At 54.3% G+C, this 20,990-nt stretch carries 13 protein-coding genes; 3 read left to right on the forward strand and 10 right to left on the reverse strand.

Translation table 11 applies throughout. The features are described 5' to 3' along the window. The first annotated feature begins 272 nt into the window (after positions 1 to 272). Entirely contained in the window at positions 273 to 1,229 is a 957-nt protein-coding gene (locus tag F7231_RS18505; protein ID WP_166693022.1) for a UTP--glucose-1-phosphate uridylyltransferase, read from the forward strand. An 83-nt stretch (positions 1,230 to 1,312) separates the two neighbouring features. Beyond that, entirely contained in the window at positions 1,313 to 4,654 is a 3,342-nt protein-coding gene (locus F7231_RS18510) for a UTP--glucose-1-phosphate uridylyltransferase (protein ID WP_166693023.1), read from the forward strand. A gap of 138 nt (positions 4,655 to 4,792) precedes the next feature. Here F7231_RS18510 and F7231_RS18515 read toward each other — a convergent pair whose 3' ends face one another. The 5 genes from F7231_RS18515 to F7231_RS18535 all read right to left on the reverse strand — a co-directional run bounded on the left by F7231_RS18515 (position 4,793) and on the right by F7231_RS18535 (position 10,530). Continuing rightward, positions 4,793 to 7,243, reverse strand: coding sequence for a TonB-dependent receptor (locus F7231_RS18515; RefSeq protein WP_166693024.1), 2,451 nt, complete (start codon positions 7,241 to 7,243; stop codon positions 4,793 to 4,795). A 337-nt stretch (positions 7,244 to 7,580) separates the two neighbouring features. After that, a complete protein-coding gene (locus F7231_RS18520) occupies positions 7,581 to 8,285 on the reverse strand; it encodes a DUF4097 family beta strand repeat-containing protein (RefSeq protein ID WP_085414144.1) in 705 nt (234 codons plus the stop codon). Between the two features lie 73 nt (positions 8,286 to 8,358). Then, the gene (locus F7231_RS18525; protein ID WP_166693025.1) at positions 8,359 to 9,207 is read right to left on the reverse strand and encodes a DUF4097 family beta strand repeat-containing protein; all 849 of its coding nucleotides are present in this window, start codon (positions 9,205 to 9,207) and stop codon (positions 8,359 to 8,361) included. Between the two features lie 26 nt (positions 9,208 to 9,233). Continuing rightward, the gene (locus tag F7231_RS18530; protein WP_085414142.1) at positions 9,234 to 10,028 is read right to left on the reverse strand and encodes a HEAT repeat domain-containing protein; all 795 of its coding nucleotides are present in this window, start codon (positions 10,026 to 10,028) and stop codon (positions 9,234 to 9,236) included. Further along, positions 10,012 to 10,530, reverse strand: coding sequence for a GFO_1088 family ECF-type sigma factor (locus F7231_RS18535; RefSeq protein ID WP_085414141.1), 519 nt, complete (start codon positions 10,528 to 10,530; stop codon positions 10,012 to 10,014). The genes F7231_RS18530 and F7231_RS18535 overlap by 17 nt, the downstream gene beginning before the upstream one ends. 126 nt (positions 10,531 to 10,656) lie before the next feature. On the opposite strand from F7231_RS18535, the gene F7231_RS18540 reads away from it, so the two are divergent. Next, on the forward strand, positions 10,657 to 11,763 hold the full coding sequence (locus tag F7231_RS18540) for an SMP-30/gluconolactonase/LRE family protein (RefSeq protein ID WP_229370111.1): 1,107 nt from the start codon (positions 10,657 to 10,659) through the stop codon (positions 11,761 to 11,763). A 68-nt stretch (positions 11,764 to 11,831) separates the two neighbouring features. Here the strand turns inward: F7231_RS18540 and F7231_RS18545 are convergent, their stop codons facing one another. From F7231_RS18545 to F7231_RS18565, 5 genes are all read right to left on the reverse strand, one after another. Continuing rightward, positions 11,832 to 14,057 (reverse strand): xanthine dehydrogenase family protein molybdopterin-binding subunit, encoded by a 2,226-nt coding sequence (locus F7231_RS18545; protein ID WP_166693026.1) that lies wholly within the window; start codon positions 14,055 to 14,057, stop codon positions 11,832 to 11,834. 73 nt (positions 14,058 to 14,130) lie between these two features. Continuing rightward, entirely contained in the window at positions 14,131 to 15,108 is a 978-nt protein-coding gene (locus F7231_RS18550; protein ID WP_166693027.1) for an FAD binding domain-containing protein, read from the reverse strand. Next, positions 15,105 to 15,731: a (2Fe-2S)-binding protein gene (locus F7231_RS18555; protein WP_085414138.1), complete on the reverse strand. Its 627-nt coding sequence runs from the start codon at positions 15,729 to 15,731 to the stop codon at positions 15,105 to 15,107. The genes F7231_RS18550 and F7231_RS18555 overlap by 4 nt, the downstream gene beginning before the upstream one ends. Positions 15,732 to 16,009: 278 nt before the next feature. Then, positions 16,010 to 17,542, reverse strand: a complete 1,533-nt coding sequence (locus tag F7231_RS18560) for a SusD/RagB family nutrient-binding outer membrane lipoprotein (protein WP_166693028.1) — start codon at positions 17,540 to 17,542, stop codon at positions 16,010 to 16,012. A gap of 14 nt (positions 17,543 to 17,556) precedes the next feature. Continuing rightward, positions 17,557 to 20,787, reverse strand: a complete 3,231-nt coding sequence (locus F7231_RS18565) for a SusC/RagA family TonB-linked outer membrane protein (RefSeq protein WP_166693029.1) — start codon at positions 20,785 to 20,787, stop codon at positions 17,557 to 17,559. Positions 20,788 to 20,990 lie beyond the last annotated feature (203 nt).

Here is a 20,990-nt window from a genome sequence, read left to right on the forward strand (position 1 = left end):
GATTAAAAATAAAGGCTCTGTCTGTTATCAACTAGCTTGTGACAGACAGGGCCTTTATTGTGTGGTGGACTTTTTAAAGTAGTGTGTGCCGAAGTGAACTACCTATTAATAGCCTGAGCCTGCCACTACCCGATGCCACTGTTTGGCGCGCATTGGGCCTGAATACGTACCTGATGATTATGCCATAGGGTAGTAACTTGCCTGCATGGGTCGTTTAATTGGGTTCTTTTGCCAAACTTTGGGCATCGAATTGATTTTGCTGTCCCTCACTGATGAAAATAAGAAAAGCCGTTATTACCGCCGCTGCCCGTGGCGAACGATTGTACCCGGTAGCCGATACCATCCAGAAAGCCATGCTGCCGGTAATTGATACCGATGGACTACATAAACCCGTTATCCAGGCCATTGCTGAAGAAGCATTCCTGAGTGGAATCGAAGAAATCTGCGTGGTGTGCGCCCCCGGTGATGGCGAACGCTACATCAACGCCTTCACGTCGTTGCGGGATAATCTGGTTAAATCATTCAAAGATGTGGACTGGGCCCGTCAGGAGGCCGAAAAAATCGACCACCTCATCAGTCGGGTGCAGTTTGCCGAACAGCCCGAACCACTGGGCTACGGACATGCTGTTCACTGCGCCAAAATCTTCGTGAATAACGAGCCATTCCTGCTCTTGCTCGGCGATTACCTCTACGTGTCGAACCTGATCGGCAAACGTTGCGCGGCGCAGCTTATTGAACTGGCGACGGAGGAAAACTGCTCTGTTTCAGCCGTTAATCCGACGATCGAACACCAGATTGGTCGGTACGGAACCATCACCGGCAAACACGTACCCAACAAAAGTGGCGTGTACCAGATCGAAAAACTCATTGAAAAACCATCGCTGAGCGTAGCTGAACTGGAGTTGCAAACGCCGGGCTTGCGGGTGGGCTACTACCTCTGCTTTTTCGGCATGCACGTATTGACACCAACCGTTTTCGATATCCTGGAGCGGCATATTGCGCAGGGCGGCTCCAACACGCCGCTCACGCCCTCACTGCAGGAACTTGCCGAAACCGAAACGTACCTGGCCTTGGAAATGAAGGGCAACCGGTATGACCTGAGCGGCCGCACCGGCCTGATGCGGGCGCAGCTGGCACTGGGCCTGGCGGGCGAAGCGCATGACGAAACGCTGACCTCTATGGTCGAGCTACTGGCCGAGGCAAACGCCCGGAAAGCGCAACTGGTGTAAATGAGCGGGGGGCTTAGGGCAAGGGGTGTTGCTGACGCGTTAGCACCCCTTGCCCTAAGCCCTTAGCCCCTAGCTAATCAACCATGAATGTTTTTATAGAAACCATTACGTCGGCCGATCCCGCCATTCGTAATCGATCCTTTTTTGATCTTAGCCGGACGTTATCCACCTGCGACCTACTAAAGGCGCTGCGTGAGCTGGATGATTTTCGCAAGTCGACGCCGAACCTGTACGATAAAGTACGGGCTATTCTGTTCCTGTCGGCCGGTTTCCGCTTTTCGCTGACCGACGCGCCCGACGTACCGGCCATTGGCAAAATACCCTACGCTGGTTTCGAAGACCTGCTGGCCCGCCGGTTCGAGCAGGCAGTGGCCCGGTTCCTGCAGGATCTGGACAAACAGGGGCCAAGTGCCACGTTGTTCAGCGCCCTCGCCGATAGCTACCATCAACTGTCGTTTCAGATTCTGGCCGATCAGGTACGGAAAAGCGTTCGTTCCAGCAAAGGCAACCAGTGGATGTTCCGCGTGGGGCACCAGGCCGAGCACCCGATTCGCATCCAGCCCCGGCTGTTACAGCGGCCCGACAACTCGCTCTTTTACCCCATCCTGCACGAACAAACGTCGGTGCGAATGGACCTGACGCACAGCGGATGGTCAGACATTTTCTTTCTGGGGATGGACTATCCCGAAGGCGCGCGCGTCATCAATATCTCGATCGATCTGGGCGTTTTTGGCCGCGACAAAGACATCCGGCCACCGCTCGAATGCTTCGTTCGGGTGATTTCTGAACCCGTACTGCGCCTGACCAGTGTTGACCTGAACACGACCAAAGACGTGCATGACCTGGCCGACCTGTTCAATTTCGGCAACGACTACCTCAGTCTGGTGAAAGCCGGTGTGATTGCGTCGGGCCTTATTCCGCCGTCGTTCGAGGGCACCAACCAGTCGCTGTCTGACATTCTGGCGCGCATTGTGGCACCGGGTATGGGCATCGAGCTGGTTACCAAAGTGAACGACATTCCGAAAGGCTCGCGCTTTGCGGTGTCGACCAACCTGCTGGGGTCGATTATCAGCCTGCTGATGCGGGCTACGGGGCAAACCCGGAACCTGGAAGGGGGGCTGGAAGAAAGCGAACGCCGGTTGGTGGCTTCCCGCGCTATTCTGGGTGAATGGATTGGCGGCTCGGGCGGCGGCTGGCAGGACTCCGGTGGGGTCTGGCCGGGCATCAAGGCCATTCAGGGTACGTTTGCGCAGGAAGGCGACCCCGAATACGGCATCAGCCGGGGTACGTTGTTGCCGCGCCACCGTGTGTTGCAGGGTGACGATGTACACCCCGAGATTCAGGAAAAAATCATGAACTCGCTGGTGCTCATGCACGGTGGCATGGCCTCTAACGTGGGGCCGATTCTGGAAATGGTGACCGAAAAGTACCTGCTTCGGGGCCAGAAAGAATGGGTAGCCCGCCAGCAGACCAACCAGATTTTCGACAACATTCTGGGTGCCATCAAGGAGGGCGACATCAAAAAACTGGGTGCCAACACTGCCCGGAACTGGGAGGGACCCATCAAGACGATCATTCCCTGGGCCTCGACTTACTTCACCGAGCAAATTATTGCCAAAGCCAAGAAACAGTTTGGCGACGATTACTACGGTTTCCTGATGCTCGGCGGTATGTCGGGTGGGGGTATGGGTATGTTCGTGAACCCGGCGCAGTACGAAGACTACAAGATGCAGGTGCTGGACATTCTTCGGCAAACGAAGAACGAACTGTCCGATTCGCTGCCCTTCGCCATGGAGCCGGTGGTGTACAACTGGAGCATCAACCCGCGGGGTACGTGGTCGACGCTGCACGAAGGCAGCGAAGCCCTCATGCCGGAATCGTACTACGGTATTCACGTGTCGGAACTGGTTCGGAAAGATCCCGCCTCGATTCCGTACGTGCGCCGGGCCGAAATCGACTTCTTCACCACGCACTGCGAACGGAACAACCAGGCCTACCCGCTGCTGCGGACCATCATCAGCAATCTCTTCAAAGTATCGGACCCCACTTCGCAGGGCAACCGGAGCGTGGAGAACGAGAAGGCCGATCGCATCAAGAAAGACAACGGATTCGATTACATCCAGCACGAAGAAATCCGGGAGGAAATCCAGAAAGGACGCATCGGTCTGTCGCGCAACCGCCTTCCTGTCGATACGTCGATTGAGGATGTGCAGGCGGGCGACATCGTGCAGCTTAACGCCGTAGCGGCTTCGGCCAAACTGGGCGAAGCGGCCATCAAGGCGGGTAAAGTAGCCGTGCTGAGCCTGGGCGCCGGTGTGGGTAGCCGCTGGACGAAAGGAGCGGGGGTTATCAAGACCATCAACCCATTTGTTGAACTGGATGGGGCGCACCGGAGCTTTCTGGAAATTCACCTGGCCAAAACGCGAAAACTGGCCGAGAAATACGGTACGGCCATCCCGCACGTGGTGGCAACGAGCTACATGACGCACGAGCCGATCCGGAAGAAACTGGAACAGACGGGTAACTTCGGCTATGCCGGGGCAACGTACCTGTCGCCGGGCCGATCGATCGGGCAGCGGTTTGTGCCGATGGAGCGCGACTTGCGTTTCCTGTGGGAAGAAACGCCGCAGGAAATGCTCGACGAAAACAAGCAGAAAGTACGTGACGCCGGGCGGCAGGCTATGATTAGCTGGGCCAAGTCGAAAGGCGAAGGCACCGATTACGTCGATAACATCGCGGCCCAGCGGTTTTCGCCCCTGGGGCACTGGTACGAAGTCTCGAACCTGCTGCGGAACGGAACGCTGGCGAAGCTACTCGCCGACCATCCGGAGGTAGAAACCCTGATGCTGCACAACATCGATACCCTGGGTGCAGATGTTGATCCGGCCGCACTGGGCCATCACCTCGAATCGAGTAATGCACTGACGTTTGAGGTGGTTCCCCGCCGAATTGAGGACCGTGGGGGTGGACTGGCCCGCGTAAACGGCCACATCCGATTGTTGGAAGGCCTGGCGCAACCCCGCGAAGAAGACGAGCTGAACCTGAGCTATTACAACTCCAACACAACCTGGATTCAGGTCGATGCGCTGCTACAATTGTTTGGCCTGACCCGCGACGATCTGCAAGCTGGTGATGAGTCCCAACTGGCGAAAGCTGTTCGCAGCGTAGCGCACCGGATACCGACTTATGTGACCCTGAAAGATGTAAAATACCGTTGGGGGCACGGGCAGGAGGATATCTATCCGGTGGCGCAAATCGAAAAGCTCTGGAGCGATATGTCGGCCCTGACCGACGTGAAGTGTGGGTACGTGGTTGTGCCACGACTACGTGGCCAGCAACTCAAAGATCCCGCCCAACTCGACGCCTGGGTTACCGACGGCAGCAAAGACTACGTGGCAACGCTGTGCACGTTTGACGTTGTCTAGAAGCGTCCCACGGCCTTCAGCCCGTATTTTTTGATATACTGAAAATACGGGCTGAAGGCCTTGGGACGTCGTGCTGCCGCGGCCTGTCAGTAGAACAGGCAACGGCAGCACGATGTAGCTTTTATTTATTGGCGTTATCTACCGCCCTCCCGCGTCGTCGTTGCTAATCTTGCGGGTTGCTTTGCCGCCGGAGGTCATCTGGCCAAATCGCCATTCGAAGGCCAGCCGAACTGAGCGGCTCACGAAAAAGGAGCGTGTTTCTGCCTCGAACGTAGCAGCCGATTGGTAGTTGGTTTGTGCTACGCCCCGGTTGAACGGGTTGTTGACACCCAACGTAAGGCTGGCTTTTTTATCCATCATCTCGCGTTTTAGGGCAAAGCCGTACCAGTAAAAGCTGGACCCCGAACCCTGCAAACTGATCCAGCCCGAGTTGACGTTTGCATTGGCCTGGAACGTGTAATTGCGCGGCAGCTTGTAGGTACTGCTCAGGTTCATATTTCCCACCACACCGCTATTGCGCTGATTCAGGGCAACACTCGTCAGATCGACATACCGCGCGTCTACCCCTCCGTTAAGCGTCCAGTTTTTGTTGGCCTGTCCCGACACATTGACGTTTACGCCGTAGGCTTTGCGCTGGGCAATATTCTCGGGTTTGCTCAGCGAAATACCGGCTTCATTCACAGTTCGGATAAATTCAATGGCGTTGTTGGTCATGCGCCAGTAAAAGGCCGAATTGATGGATAAGCCTGCTTTTGTCGACACGCTATGGCCGAGTTCAACGGCGTGGTTCAGCTCCGGGTTCAGGTACGGATTTCCCGTTTGCAGGTTGCGCGGATCGCTGGCGTTTACCCACGGGTTCAGAAACCAGAGTTGCGGCCGCTGAATGCGTTGGGTATAGCTGGTTTTGATTGTATGCGTTTTAATGCCCTTCGAAATCATAATGCTTGGAATCAGGTTCGTGTATTGGTTCGCCAGCGACGTGTTGGTTGTCAGGAAATTGCCGCTAATTTCGGTTCGTTCGAGCCGCGCTCCCATGTTGAGGCTTAGCTTCTGCTTCGTTTCTACCCGCAGGGCCGTATAGCCCGAATAAATCTGCTGGTTATAGTCGAAATCATTCGATTGGGCCGGGTCGATAACGAAGGGTGACTGCCCGTCTGGTGCCAGTTCGACCCGAAATTCGCTGCCAATGTCGCGCCGAATGGCTTTCAGACCCACTTCTAGTTTCAGGTTAGTGGTGTCATTGCTGTTTTTGATCTGAAACGGGTGTGTGTAATCGGCCTGGAGTGTGTATTCTTTATTGCGGCTGTAGTTGGTACTCCGTTGCCGAAAGCTAAGCTGCTCCGTTTCGTCCAGGGTATAGCGGTCGGTATCGTAAAAGTAGTTATCGGGCATCCGGCTAAACTGGGTCAGGAGCGTAAACTCTGACGCCGACGTGTTCGAGCCCCGTTTGGCAAACGTCTTGGTGTAGCCCAGATCGAATTGACTGTTGCCGTATGGGTTACGGAACCGGATGTCGTTGCGGAAATACTGTAGCAGGGTCCCCGCCGGGTCGGTCAACTGGTTGATCACCGAGCTATTGTTGGGGTAGGAGCCCCCCCAGGCGTTGGCCGAGAAATTGATCCGGCTCGTTGAATCAGGATCGTAATCCAGACTAAATTCGCCGAACCCACCCGTACCCGTATTATCGGCGTAGCTGAGTTGAGAAAGGTAATTTAGGGGCTGACCGGTCGCCGACAAGGTGGTTCGCGTGGTCTGTACATCCCGGATGTTCCGAAACTGATAGCCATTGGCCGCCAGCGAAAAACCGAGCTTCTTCGTTTTCAGCGCAAACTTGGTATTGGTGCTGCGGTTCATGTTACCAAGCGAGGCCATCACCGATCCGTTGAAACCCTGGAGCGCTTTTTTGGTGATGATGTTGATTACCCCGGCCGCCCCTTCTGCGTCGTACTTAGCCCCCGGACTGGTAATGACCTCCACCGATTTGATATTGTCGGCGGGCATTTGCCGGAGTGCATCGGCCAGGTTGCGGGCCATCATAGCCGACGGTTTCCCGTTAATTAACACCCGGATGTTGCTGTTGCCCCGCATCTGAATGTTGCCGTCCAGATCCAGGCTCAGCGATGGTACTTTCCGTAGCACGTCGGCGGCCGATCCTCCTACGTTAGAAATGTCCTTTTCCGCATTATACACCAGCCGGTCGCCTTTCTCTTCAATCAGGGCCTTCTGTGCCGTCACGGTCAATTCGCTCAGGGTTCGGCTGTCTGATCGGAGCTGAATGGCACCCAGATTCAGCGCGGGCTGGTCGGCTGGTACGGCAATCAGGCGATTTTTTGGTTGGAAACCGATCGATGAGAGTGTGAGCGTGTAGCTGCCGGGGGCCAGGTTCGCCAGCTTGAACGTACCTGAACTATCAGTCGTACTGCCGGTGATCAGCGTGGTACCATTCCGGACGGCAACTGTGGCGAAGGGAACCGGTTTCGTACTCGCTGAGTCGACGAGTGATCCAGAAACGGTGACTTTTGGAAGCGATTGGGCAACAGTGGTCCCAACCCATAGCGCCAGGGCGGCTACGGTTAAAAAGAGTTTCATACGTGGTTGATTGGAGAGAGTCGGTAGACGTAGTAAGGGCTGGCTGCTCAGGCGTTCGGTTGCGGCACCGTCGAACAAATGAGCTACGTGTTGTGCATCGTGTTTTACAGATTGATGACCAAAACTAGGTGTCGGCGCCAAGCCCGTGTTGACAATGGGATAAACCCGCTCAAAAATGGGATGAACCCAAACAGACCTGGCTACTCGTCGACCTGTCTGTCTGCGTCGTTAATTTTCGGTAGCGTAACCCCATCGAGAATTGCCTCGCAGACTGATCTTGCCCCGTAAAGAGCCAGCAAATTCTGAAATGTTGCAACCACAGCCAGAAATGGCCAATTTATTTTTCTTTACGCAGAAAAATATTGTTGCTGATCGACTCCAGCCGCACCTCCGGGCCTCCGCTCAGAACAGTGCCTTCCAGCAGGTAGCCCACAATGGGATGCTTCTCCCGCTTGTTCTTAAACTCAATGCTGAGGTCAGAATACACCTCTCCGGTAATGGTTTTCAGCGCTACATTGGCGCCCTTGTTACCCGCCCAGCTCATATCGACAAAGCCACTGATCGACTTTGCCCAAACAGGGTTTGTTGCTCCCTGAATATCAATGTTACCGTTGATCGTTTCTACGCGCAGGGCCGCCTTCCGGGGCAGAAATACGATGTAGTTGATGGTGCTGCAAACGGAATAGGAGTCTCCGTTTTTATCGGTCCGCCAGGTCGATTGGTTCTTCGTGCCGGGACAGTCTTCGGCCTTCCCCTGCTTGATCAGTTCTTTATCGAAATCTGCTTTCAAGCTGACAGCCTGAGCCGTGGAAGCCGTTTCGACCAGCAACGCATCGTTGAGCTTACCGTTGTTGATCGTCGCCGCAATCCGTACCGAAACGTCCGGTTTATCCCAGTATCGTACCTGAATACTGTCGCCGAACTTCAGATCTAGGTGAACGGCCTGGTCAGCGGCAAGGGGTAATGTTTTGGTGATGATTTTCTGGGCGAAAACAGGGCTTACCAAAAAGAGAGATAACAGCAGAAGCAGGAAGGTTTTCATAAGAGCAGGAGGAAAGGAAAGAGATGGAATAACGTGAAATGCAGGTACGTGAGACAGACCAGGGCTGAGTCGCTTACTTCTGTTTTCGGATGTAGATATCGCTGCTGATCGTTTTTAATTGCAGGTCGACGCCTCCGCCGTTTGCCGCACCGTTAATGACATGCCCGCCGCCCATGCGTGTCAGGCCGTCTTTCTTGGTCAGCCCCAGATCAAAGTCTGTATACATCTCACCGTTGATCGAACTGAGCTTGAAATTAGCTTTTGTAGCGGCTGGCAGCGAGACATCGATCGCGCCGCTGATGGTTGAGATAGCAGTTGGCTTGCTCTGATTCAGGGTCGAATACACCACCTTAACTTCGCCGTTCGTCGTGTTGGCAACAACGGGGCCGGTAACATTCAGTAAATTGATGTCGCCGTTTTTCGTGCGTATTTCCAGATCGCCGTCTACGTTTTGCACCGTTACGCCACCAGCCCCCCAGTTGGTCTGCTCGTACAGAATGGCCGCTTTCTGAGGGACCCGAATGGTATACGGGACGGTCTTACGTGATGCATTTTCGATCCGTATCCCCCCGTTTTCTGACGTCACTGCGAGGCCAAGTCCGGTATTGTCTACGGCAGAGTTGTACAGCGAACGTAATCCTTTGGCACGCTCTGGCGGCGCTTCTATCCTTGCCGTAGTCTGGATAATCAGCTCATTGCCGTTGTACCCCTCAATTTTCAGGTTACCTGCATCCAGCATGATCGTCACTTTCTGATCGGCAGTATTGGCCAGCCTGGTCTTGTACTCTTTGGCTTGGCCTTGTACTACGTCACCTTCCTTCACGCGGTATTGGGCAGAACCAGACAGCGCTTTGTTATCCTGCGCGAAAAGCACAGTGGATTGACCCAGGCATAGGGCGCCCAGCAACAGCATTTTTTTCATAGTAGTAATGAGTTAATTAAGATTTTTCAGGAAGGAGAGTGCGTTGAACTTGTCAACGCGCCGACTCCTTCTTCTGCTTTTAGGCGCACTACTTCCAGCACCTGCTGGTTGCGGGCCAGCCACTGCATATCGGTGGTGGCCCGTTTTTCTTTGATGGCTACCAGCGCGTCAATCAGCGTCAGTTGCACATTGGGGTCTTTCTGAATACGAAGTGACTGAATCAGTGCTTCGCGGACGCCTTCCTCCCGCTCGAAATGCGTTAATGCCTGACAAGCCGCGAGCCTGACGTTGACATTGGCGTCGAAGTTGAGCGTGTTGATCAGTAATTGCGTGATCTCCCGGTCGGCTTCGTCAAGTTCATAACTCTGGTTCACAGCCTGAATCCGGTCACTTGCCGACGTTTGAGTGTTTGCGTCGAAGGCGAGTACTTTCTTCATTGAGGCTGCCTCTGGTTGTTCGCTGGTCATCAGACCAGGGCTATATGCTACCGTTGACCGTGACTGACTGTAAAACTGGCCTCCCGCAAAACCGATGAGGAGCAGCGTTACCCCGGCCGCTAGGCGCATCCCCCAACTGGTTAACTGCCGCACCTTACCCATCGGAGGTGGGGGAGAAAGTTGCTGGTCGAGACGAGTGCTAAACTCAGGTGAGGGCTGCTGGCTTCGGGCATTGGTAAACTGCGTAAACAGCGCTGAGTATGGCTGTAAATGCACCGGAATCAAATCAGTCTGCTGAAAAAAAGCGCGTAGTTGTTTCTCGTCGTCAAGCGTCGTTTCTCCCGCGAAATAGCGAGTTAGCAACGCATCAATATCCTGCTTCATAGTCGTTCAATTTTAAGTACCCGTCGCGTAGCCGCTGTCGTGCCCGTGAGAGGGTAACCCGGATGGCGTTGATCGAAAGACCCGTCACCTGTTCAATTTCTTCGAAGGAATATTCCTCCACGTCGCGCAGATGCAGCACCAGTTTTTGCGCATCAGGCAGTTCATCAATAAGTCGCCGCATCTGGCTTGCACTATCGGTTAGTTCTGTTTGCCGATAGGGCGAAAGTTGCTCAGTAGGTACGTTGCCCAGATCAGCCTGATCGACCGACTTTTGTCGAGCGTGAGACTTCAGTCGGTCCAGGCATAAATTCCTGGTCATCTGAACGGCTAAGGCTTCCACGCTTTGGTACGTATCTAGTTGTTGTCGGTTCGACCACAAACGCATTAGCACGTCCTGCAAGGCATCCTCGGCATCTTCGCGGTTACGCAGAAAGAGCGTAGCCAACCGAAAGAGTCGATTCTGTACCGGCAAAATCCGTTGCTTGAATGCGTGTAGATCCATGTCAATCACAAAGACGACTGATTTTCATAAACATTACAGGATCGAACAAAAAAAATGGGCGTGTGCCTTTACCGGGGATGTCAGGTGGGTACGTCGGGTCTACTCCGTCAATGAATCCAGCCAAACATGCAGCCCAAAGTCCGCGTTACGTATACCATGAAGAACCTGATTCTTATTCTCATTAGTGCGGTAGGCGTTCAGGCGGCTATTGCCCAAACCGGGGCCAAACTGATTGAGGTGGCCGAGTTCGGTCGGTACCAGCCTATTGGGCTGGCGGTGTCGCAGGATGCACCAACAGGGCGCGTTTTTGTTACGTTTCCCAAACGAAACCCATATCAGTTTGGGCTGGCCGAACTAGTGAATGGGCAGCGGAAGCCGTATCCCAATGCGGAGTGGAATCAGTGGGATTCGCTGCAACCGCGCGACCGGTTTGTGAACGTGCAGGCTCTGTTCGTTGACCAGACGAATTCGCTGTGGGTCCTCGATCCAGCAAATCCGGCCGAGTACCCCCCGTTTACGGACGGTATAAAGCTGCTGAAGATCAACCTGATGCAGAATAAAGTAGAGCGCATTTATCGCTTCGACGACCTGCCCCGAAATCAACTGGGCCTGAATGACGTGCAGGTCGATTCGCAGCGTCAGATTGCTTATCTGTCAGACCCCCGGCGCTCGGCCATCGTGGTGCTGGATTTAGCAACCGGCAAAAGCCGGACGGTGTTGGAAAAGCATCCGTCCACTTCGGCCGATCCCAGGTTCAGGTTAGTTATCGATGGGAAAGAGGTCGCCGATCAGGCGGGCAGGCCCTTCAGCAGTAACGTAAACGGCATTGCCCTGACTCACGATTTTCGGTATCTCTATTACCGGGCCATCAACCAGACAAGTTTATACCGGATTGCGACTGACCTGCTAACAAACTCCGACCTATCGCCCGAGCAGTTAGCCGCTGGTGTGGAAACGATGGGCGAAACGGGCGTGTCGCACGGAATGATCGCCGACAAGGCGGGTAATGTGTACCTGACCGATTCGCCCAATAAAGCCCTTCGTCGGTTCACGCCCGGCCGAAAGTTGGAAACGGTGGTGCAAGATGATCGCCTGCTTTGGCCCGACAGTTTCGGGATCAGCCCCGATGGGTATTTGTACGTGACTGCCGCCCAGATCCAGCGTACAGCCCGGTACAACAACGGCCAGGATAAGGTCAGTTACCCGTTCAGGCTGTATAAAGTCAAGCTCTGAATAGTGATCGATGATCGGTACTGCCTCTCTCGATACGGAGCGGGAGGTACCGATCATCGATCAACTTATTAACTGATAATAGATTCCACTGTGATCGGCACGTTGTAGTGGCGTTTGCCGGTGGCGTGGTAAATCGCGTTGGCAATGGCTGAGACAGTGCCAACGATGCCGATCTCACCGATGCCTTTAACCCCCGCCGGATTCACGATCTCGTCGTTTTCTTCGATGAAAAAAGCGTCCAGATTCTTGATGTCGGCGTTGACGGGTACGTGGTATTCGGCCAGGTTTGGGTTCATGACACGGTTGGTTCGCTGATCGGTAGCGGCGTACTCGTGCAATGCCATGCTCAGACCCCACACCATGCCGCCGAGAATCTGGCTTTTAGCCGTTTTCTCGTTGACGATCTTTCCAGCGGCAATGCTGGCCAGCATCCGCGACACGCGCACTTCACCCAGTGCTTCGTCAACACGGACTTCCACGAACACAGCCCCAAAGGCGTTCATCGAGTAGGTGTCTTTTTCAGCCCCGGAAGTCGATTTTACGGTGGCTTCGACGGGTTTGCCGCCGTTGCGCTTGAGCAGACTAACCAGGGTTTCGTTCTTTTTAGGGTTCGATTTAGATTCCAGGCGGCCGTCTTTAGCCACCAGATCGGCCTCGGCTGCGGCGTAGAGCGGTGATTTCTTATCGCTGTAGGCCATCTTTTTCAGCTTCTTCAGCACGTCTTCGGCTGCTTCTGCCACCGCCGAGCCGGTAGTAACCGTTGTGCGCGAACCTCCCGAACCAACGGCTTCGGGGTACTTGGAATCACCCGCACCGAGTGTCACTTTGTCGGGCGATAGGCCAAGAATTTCGGCGGCGATCTGGGTCATGATCGTGAACGTACCCGTGCCTAAATCCTGCGTAGCCGTTTCGAGCCGGACGGTGCCGTCGGCATTGAGCCGCAACATGGCCGACGACTCACCCCGGTTAACGGGGTACACCGTCGTGGCCATACCCGTACCAATCAGGTAATTCCCATCGCGGGTGGCGCGGGGTTGGGCAGGGCGTTTCGACCAGCCAAATTTATCGGCTCCCTGCTGGTAGCATTCCCGCAACGATTTGCTGGTATAGGGCAGGTTTTTGTGCGGGTCTGTTTCGGCGTAGTTGACCAGCCTAAACTGCAGCGGGTCCATCTTAAGCTGAGTTGCCAGCTCGTCGATCGCGCATTCGAGCGCAACCACGCCTGGTGCTTCGCCTGGTGCCCGCATTGGCGAGGTGTATCCGACATTTGCCTTAATAAACTTGTGGGTCGTGGCCAGATTAGGGCAGGCGTAGAGCATTCGGGTAATGGTGCCGCCCGGTTCCATGAAGTCATCCATAGTGCCGGTCTGCGCAACCGTGTCGTGCGACATGGCCGTTAGCTGCCCGGTGGCATTGGCCCCCGCCGTCATCTTCTGTACGGTGGCTGACCGGGAGCCCACCATGCCGAACATGTGTTCGCGCTTTAGCACCAGTTTCACCGGTTTGTTCACCAGCTTCGCGGCCATTGGGCCGAGCATTGCCTGCGAAAAGGTAGTGCCCTTACTGCCGAAACCGCCGCCCAGGTACTGCGTAATCACACGCACATTTTCTTTCGGAATACCGAAAATCTCAGCTACGCGCTTCTGACTGGCCGAAATGCCCTGCGTGGCGTTGTACATAGTCAACTTATCGCCTTCCCAGTACGACAGCAGCGCGTGTGGCTCCAGCGCGTTGTGGTACTGCGTAGGTGTGCGGAAGGTGGCGTCTAATCGGGCCGTAGCCTCGCCCATGCCTTTTTTTAGATCGCCCCGAATGGTGTCTACCTGGTCGTCGTAACGGGGGAGTTGTTTCGGCGTAGTGGCCTTGTCGATATTGGCAGGCAACTCGGGCTTAAGCGCTTGTGTATCATAGGTTACCCGTATCCGCGCTGCCCCATCGACGGCCCGTTCGAACGTGTCGGCGATGACCATCGCGATCGGCTGGTTGTTGTAATGCACCACGTTGTCCTGAAATACGTGTAGTACCCGGTCGGTGGCCATCTGGCTGGTCTTGTTCTTGTCAAGGCCGCCCAGCTTAGGTGCGTTCTCATGCGACATAATAGCCACAATACCGGGAAGCTTCATCGTTTCCGACGTATCGATTTTCTGGATACGCCCATTGGGAACGGTGCTCATTACCAGCACGCCATGCACCAGATCGGGCCGTTTTATGTCGGCCGAATACCGGGCTGATCCGGTTACTTTCTGCGTCCCGTCGATTCGGTCAATCGGGTCGCCTATTAGTTTCTTTGCCATAATTGAAATGGGGTTGGCCGGTTTTCAGACAATCCTGTGCAGCCGAACTGTAAATCGCTGCCTGAAAAACCGTTTATGCCGTGACTGTCTGTAGCGCTCTGACGATAGCTGATTGGGCCAGTTTTACTTTGAAGGCGTTATGCTCATGAGGCTGTGCGCCGGCCAGCAGCTGCGTTGCTGCTGCCTGAAACGTTGCGTCATTCGCCGGTTTGCCAACCAACTGCTTCTCAACCTCGGCGAGTCGCCAGGGTTTATGAGCCACGCCGCCCAGAGCCAGTCGGGCCTCACGAATAACGCCGCCCTCAACCGCCAGGCGGGCCGCCACCGACACGATAGCAAAGGCATACGACGCCCGGTCGCGCACCTTCAGGTAGTGCGACTTGCCCGCATTTTTCGGAGTGGGTAAGTCAATGGCCGTAATCAGCTCGTTGGGCTCCAGTATTGTGTCTTTTTGGGGGGTGGTACCGGGCAGGCGATGAAAGTCGACCACCGGCACCGACCGATTGCCGTTTGGGCCGCTGATCTGAACCACAGCGTCGAGGGCACTCAGGGCCACATTCATATCGCTCGGATTGGTGGCGATGCAGCTCGGACTGGCTCCCAGAATAGCATGGATACGGTTGTAGCCACCAATGGCCCCACAACCACTACCGGGTGCCCGTTTGTTGCAGGGCTGGCTCGTGTCGTAAAAGTAATTGCAACGGGTACGTTGCAGCAGGTTGCCGCCCATCGTGGCCATGTTGCGGAGTTGTGGCGACGCACCGGCCAGCAATGCTTCGGCCAGCAGTGGAAACTGGCTCTTGACCAGCGCATTAGCGGCTACATCGCTGTTGGTTGCCAGCGCGCCAATGCGAAGACCAGTGGCTGTTTTCTCAATCCGGGTTAGCGCTAACCGACTGATATCGACCAACGTACCTGGTTGCTCTACCTCGTATTTCATGAGGTCGACCAGGTTAGTGCCGCCCGCAATAAAACGGCTGGCGGGAGCAGCTCCGATCAGGCGGAGGGCATCGGCTGGCTGATTGGCCTGCACATAATCGAATGCGTTCATACGTTTTTTCCTTCTTTCTGTACCGACTCAATAGCCTCGACGATGCCGCTATAGGCACCGCAGCGGCATATATTTCCGCTCATCCATTCCCTGATCTCATCGGGCGAGGTGGCATGTCCCTGCCGCAAAATGGCAACACCCGACATGATCTGACCGGGCGTGCAGAAACCGCACTGATAGCCATCGTGCTTTACAAAGGCCGCCTGGAGCGGGTGCAACTGGGTTTTTGAGGGGGCCACGCCCTCAATTGTCGTTATTTCTTGGTTCTGATGCATTACCGCCAGCATAAGGCAGGCGTTAGCCTGCCGACCGTTCACGTGCACCGTACAGGCCCCGCACTGACCGTGGTCGCAGCCTTTTTTGGTGCCCGTCAGGTCGAGTCGTTCGCGCATCAGGTCGAGTAACGTTTCGCGCGGTTCTACGTCGAGCTTATAGGTTTTGCGATTTATCTTCAGCGTGATCGGGCGTTTGGTGTCTGCTGCGCTCATAGCTGATTGCTGAGGTTGAGGAGCCGGTTTTGCCACCAACGGCGGCAGGAGAAGAAGGCCCGTTAGTGCCGATGATTGCTTCAGGAACCAGCGGCGGTTCGAGCCATCGATCAGGTACGTGTCTGTTAGTGCCATGCTGTTGAGTTGTTGATGCTCGTTTTACCCATTTAGACTGCCGATTGTTCTCTTTCTTTCGTCAGCGGCCCCGTTAACAGGGCTCATTCACCAGCCAGATCATACAAGGAGTCAGAGATGGAAAATCCCTGGCGCCAAGCTGGATCAATCTTAGTCGATGTTTGAAAGAAATGGCTATCGGGCGTGCTTAGTCATGCCTGCTGGTTGAGGTGAGAAAAGGCCATAAAAAAAGTCCCGCCATTATGACGGGACTTCTGTGAGGCCAACTACCAAACCAACTATTGCTTATCCCACCAAACGCGGGTGTCGAGGTTGTCAGCCCCCTGGCGGGATATGGCTTCGTCTACCTTGGCTTTATTGACCGAAATTTCGAGATCCGGGTACGTTAGGCGGTTAATGAAACTGCCTTTAATTTCCTTACCAGGGTACGGATTAGGGGTAAGTTTTGGAAATCCGCTTCGCCGCAGATTGGCAAATGTTTCTGGGCCATTCAGGAAAGAAGCAATCCAGTACTGCGTGTTGATCAGCTCTAGTCCCTTAGCCGCCACGTAGGGGTTAGCCGCTAAATAGGCCGTAATGGCAGGTTGCGAAACAAGCGATGTTGCATCGTAGTCGCCTAGTTGCTGCATGTGTGCCGTAACGCCTGCGTTGTAGTAATCGGCTGCATTCCCCGTTGTCCAACCCCGAACAACTGCTTCGGCAAGTAGCAGTTGTGTCTGGGCGTAGGTCACCAGGTACGTTGGGGCTGTTAATTTCCCCATTCGGGTCCGATCGAGTTGGCTATAATCGTAAAAACTTGCTAGTTTATCGGCGGCCGCACGGGCAGGAATGGTACCGTTATCGAAACCAAGCGGCATACCGATCTGCACAGCAGGGTCGCGGTTTATACGTGCCAGTGTTTGCTCCGGACCACTTTTTGCGCCAACGTAGCGAGCTGCAATCGAGCCGAGCCGTGGGTCCGCTGTCGATTTGAGGTAATCAACAAAATAGCCGGTCAGGTATAGGTTGGCCGCTTCCGTTGAGTTGAGCGTTGCACCCAGCGGATTTTGGTAATTGGCATCGTTCCGAATCACAGCATTGTCCGCATTCGACTGAAACACGCCACCGGCAACGGCTTTCTGAACCGTTGCCTGGGCCAGGGTTGGGTTCACTTTGGACAGCCGCATTCCTGCGCGCAGCAGCACCGAATAGCCGAATCGTTTCCATTTGGGTACGTTGCCACCGTAGGCGATTTCACCAGCTTCAGTCGGTTTGGCAGGATCAAGCGCCGCCGAGGCTTCGGTCAGTTCCTTAATAATGTCGGTGTAGATGCTTTCCTGAGCGTCATACTTTGGGGCCACATTCCCACCAATATACCCAAGTCCAGCCTCCGAGTAGGGCACATCGCCATACGTATCGGTCAGAACCATAAACGAATAAGCCTTCCATATGCGAACCATGTTGTAGAGGTTGGCTCTGGTTGGGTCGGCCTTGGTTTGGCTGAGCACGTCAACCAGATAGCGAATATTATCGCGGTAATACCGCTGCCAGATGCCTGCATTGGGGCCGGTTGTTCCCCGGTTATCGACGTTGAAATTACCACCCGCCAGCACGCCTGAGTTCGGTGAGAACATCTGTTGGACGATGGGGAGCTCAAACACCAACGTAGACGCTGGGAATGATGTATTTACGATAGAATTATTAAAGGTGAATACCGGATTGAGTGCCGTGGCCGCTGTAGGATTGACGTTCAGTTCGTCGAAACCCTTGTCGCAACTGCTGATGCTGATTGCCAGCGCCGACAGGGTAAGAAGGATAAGTTTATTTTTCATGGGAAAGTCGATTATCAAAACTTAACATTTAGGTTAAACCCAATGCTGCGGCTGATTGGGATGCCCGTTGCTTCAAGACCAACGAGGTTGTCCGAACTGAAGCCGAACTGCTCAGGGTCGATATTGGGTACCCACTTTTTCAGAACGGCTACGTTGTTTGCCACGGCGCTCAGGCGAACACTTTTGATGAACAGGGTCTTTGGCAGCATTTTAGTGAAATCGTAGCCCACTGAGATCTGTCGTAGTTTCCAGAAACCGGCGTCATACATTACCTGCTCACCGAGGCTTCTCGACCGGCCAACAGAGTAGTAATCCTGCACAAACGCCCGAACGGTGTTTGGTTCTCCCCGTTCGTTCACGCCAGCCCCCACCATTTTCTGGTCGGCGTCACCCCGGCCAACCAGCGTTTCCATCTGAAGCCCATGACGGAATAAATTCAGGTTGGTACCCGACATCATTTTGCCGCCCAGTTTGAAATCGATCAGAAACGAAAGGTTGATGCCTTTGTAGTTAAAGGTGTTGGTGATACCGCCCACATATTTTGGCAACGCAGAGCCAAACGAAATCGGCGAGGCGGTCCGTAGTGGCAGACCATCGCCGCCATGAACGATCTGGCCCGCCGCGTTACGCTGATAACCGAATGTGTAGAGCTGGCCCAGAGGCTGGCCAACTACCTGGCGCAGTTCACCCACGAACACGCCGGTACCCACCACGATTGCTTCGGGTAACTTGTCTTTATTGTAGTCCTTCTCGGGCGATCCATCGTCGTCGGTGAGCAGTTTCAACAACTTGGTTTCGTTGTATGATCCGTTCAGGGTAATATCCCAGTTGAAGTTGCGGGTACGTACCGGTGAAAGGTTGAGCAGGACTTCAATACCCCGGTTGCGGCTTTGCCCATTGTTGATCAGTGTGTTGGTATACCCCGATGCATCTGATGCCTGCGCTGATACGATCTGGTCGCTGGTGACTTTATTGTAGTACGTCAGGTCGAGACCTACGCGGTTATTGAACAGTTTCAATTCAAGACCTACTTCTGCTTCAGCGGTGGTGCTTGGTCGCAGCGTGGTGCTCGGTACCGTATTTGAGGTAATAAACCCAACCGGTTGACCAGTTCCTGAGGGATTCGGAAACAGGTTGGCGCTTACTGCATAAAACAGGTTATTCGAGTAGGGGGTTACGTCGCCGTCACTACCCACCTGCGCATAGGCAGCACGAAGTTTTCCGAAATTCAGCCAGCCCGGCATGTTGTCGAACGCCTGTGAGAACACGAAGCTGCCGGTTACCGAAGGGTACAAAATGCTCCGATTGGCCGGTGCCAGGGTCGAAAACCAGTCATTGCGCGCCGTGACGTTTAGGTATAGGAAATCGTTATACGAAAGTTCGGCCGCCCCGTAGAGCGAATTAACCCGCCGTTCGCTCAGGCCATAGGTCGGGTCTTTTACGCGACCATTCTGAGGCACATACAAGCCACGAACGATGAAGTCGGTGGCGAGCACACTGTTCAGGTCGCTGCGGCGATAGAGTTGGTTGCCGCCAGCCGTAATATTGATGCCAACTTTGCCAAACCGACGGTTTCCTCCAACCAGAAAGTCGCTATTCAACTCACGGAACCGGCGGGCTTCCTGGACGTAGGCCCCGTTGACAAAACCGGCTGGTGCTGCCGCCAATGAGGCCTGGCCAGTCGGGAAGTTGTAGTCCTGATCACGAGACCAGAAGTCCTGCCCGATACGTCCCTGGACGTAGAGCCAGTCAGTGAGGTTATAGCGGGCCGTGATGTTCCCCAGCAGCCGGTCGCGCCGGATGTTCTCGAACTTGTTGTTCATCACGAAATACGGATTCGTCCTGTTCATAAACCGGGAGAACACAAACTCATTACCCGTTGCGGGGTTGATCTGGTTGGCTTCCAGTACGTCGAACGGCATGGAATTAGCCAGCGTGTAAACCACTGTTGGCGTACTGTTATCCTGCTGGGCAATCTGGGGTGGGTTTTTGTTCAACTCGTTCGAGTAGTTTAGCGAACCCGAAACGGTCAGCTTCGGCGACAGGTTATAGCTGAAACCAAGGTTGATTGTCCGACGGTTGAACGTGTTATTGGGTGTAATTCCCTTGTTGTCCAGATTAGACAGCGACAGGTTAAAGCCACCCTGCTCATTGCCGGATGAAAGCGCAATAGAGTTGGTCCAGGTGCTGCCGTCGCGGTAGAAGGTGTTGATCCGGTTGCGAACAGGCTGATAGGGGACCGTAATACCGCCAAACAGCACCTGGGTTGCGCCAGGAGTAAATTTTTCGCCGAAACTCCATACGCCTGATGTTGGATTGGCCGCTGTTGGTTTTACGCCATATTCACCCTGTCCGTACTCGTACTGGTAGTCGGTGAAATCGAGCGGATGGTCAGTAGTGAAGTTGGTATTGTAGACAACGCCAATCCCACCCGAGGTGCCTCTGGTTTTTGTGGTGATCAGAATAGCGCCGTCTTTAGCGCGTGAGCCATACAAGGCCGCCGCTGTACCGCCTTTCAGCACGGTCATGCCTTCAATGTCGTCAGGATTGATACTGGAAAGACCATCGCCGCCATCCGAGTAGTTGCGGTCGCGGTTACTGATCGAGTTGTCGCCGCCAGCGTTACCGTTATTCTGACCAAAGTTGGTATTATCGACCGGGACGCCGTTAATGACGATGAGTGGGTTGTTCTGTCCTGAAAATGATGATTGGCCCCGAATCCGAATTTTGGCCGTACCGGCTGCCCCCGTTCCGAGACTGGTAATGTTCACCCCGGCAATTTTCCCCTGCAAGGCGTTTACAAAGTTCACCGTTCGGTTTGTGGTGATCTGTTCGGGATTGACGACGGCAGTAGCGTAGCCAAGGGTCTTCGCTTCTTTCTTAATACCCAAGGCCGTAACCACCACTTCGCTCAGGTTCTGGTCAGCCTCCTGAAGGGTTACATTCAGTTGCGTTTGATTACCAACACTTATTGTGTTTCCTGCAAAACCAATGGCACTGAATACCAGCGTAGCATTCGGCGGCACAGAAAGTGCGTAATTGCCATCTGCATCCGTTGTCGTGCCTAGCTGTGAATTTTTTACCAGAATGGTAACTCCTGGAATCCCTTGCTTGTCTTTTCCGGAGCTGACTTTTCCGGTTACACGCCGATCCTGCGCGTCAGCCATTCCGGGCCATAGCGATAGGGTGAGTAACAACAGAATCGCTGCTACTGCGCCTGTGCTGCGTGGTAACTGAGTTTTCATGGTAAATAGGTAGAGGTGATAAGTCAGGTATTTATTTTGTTAAAATAAAACCAGTTATTGTTATAACATGGTCCAAAGAAACACCAGGATTTACCTATTTACGCAAGCTTTTAAGGGAAGGGTAATTTTATGGAGCAAGTTGTATAATCTGTACACATTTTAGGGTTTACCCTAAGTAATTTAACCAGCTGTCAGCGTTGATG

It is taken from the genome of Fibrivirga algicola (genome assembly GCF_011742925.1).
Lineage (GTDB): Bacteria > Bacteroidota > Bacteroidia > Cytophagales > Spirosomataceae > Fibrella > Fibrella algicola.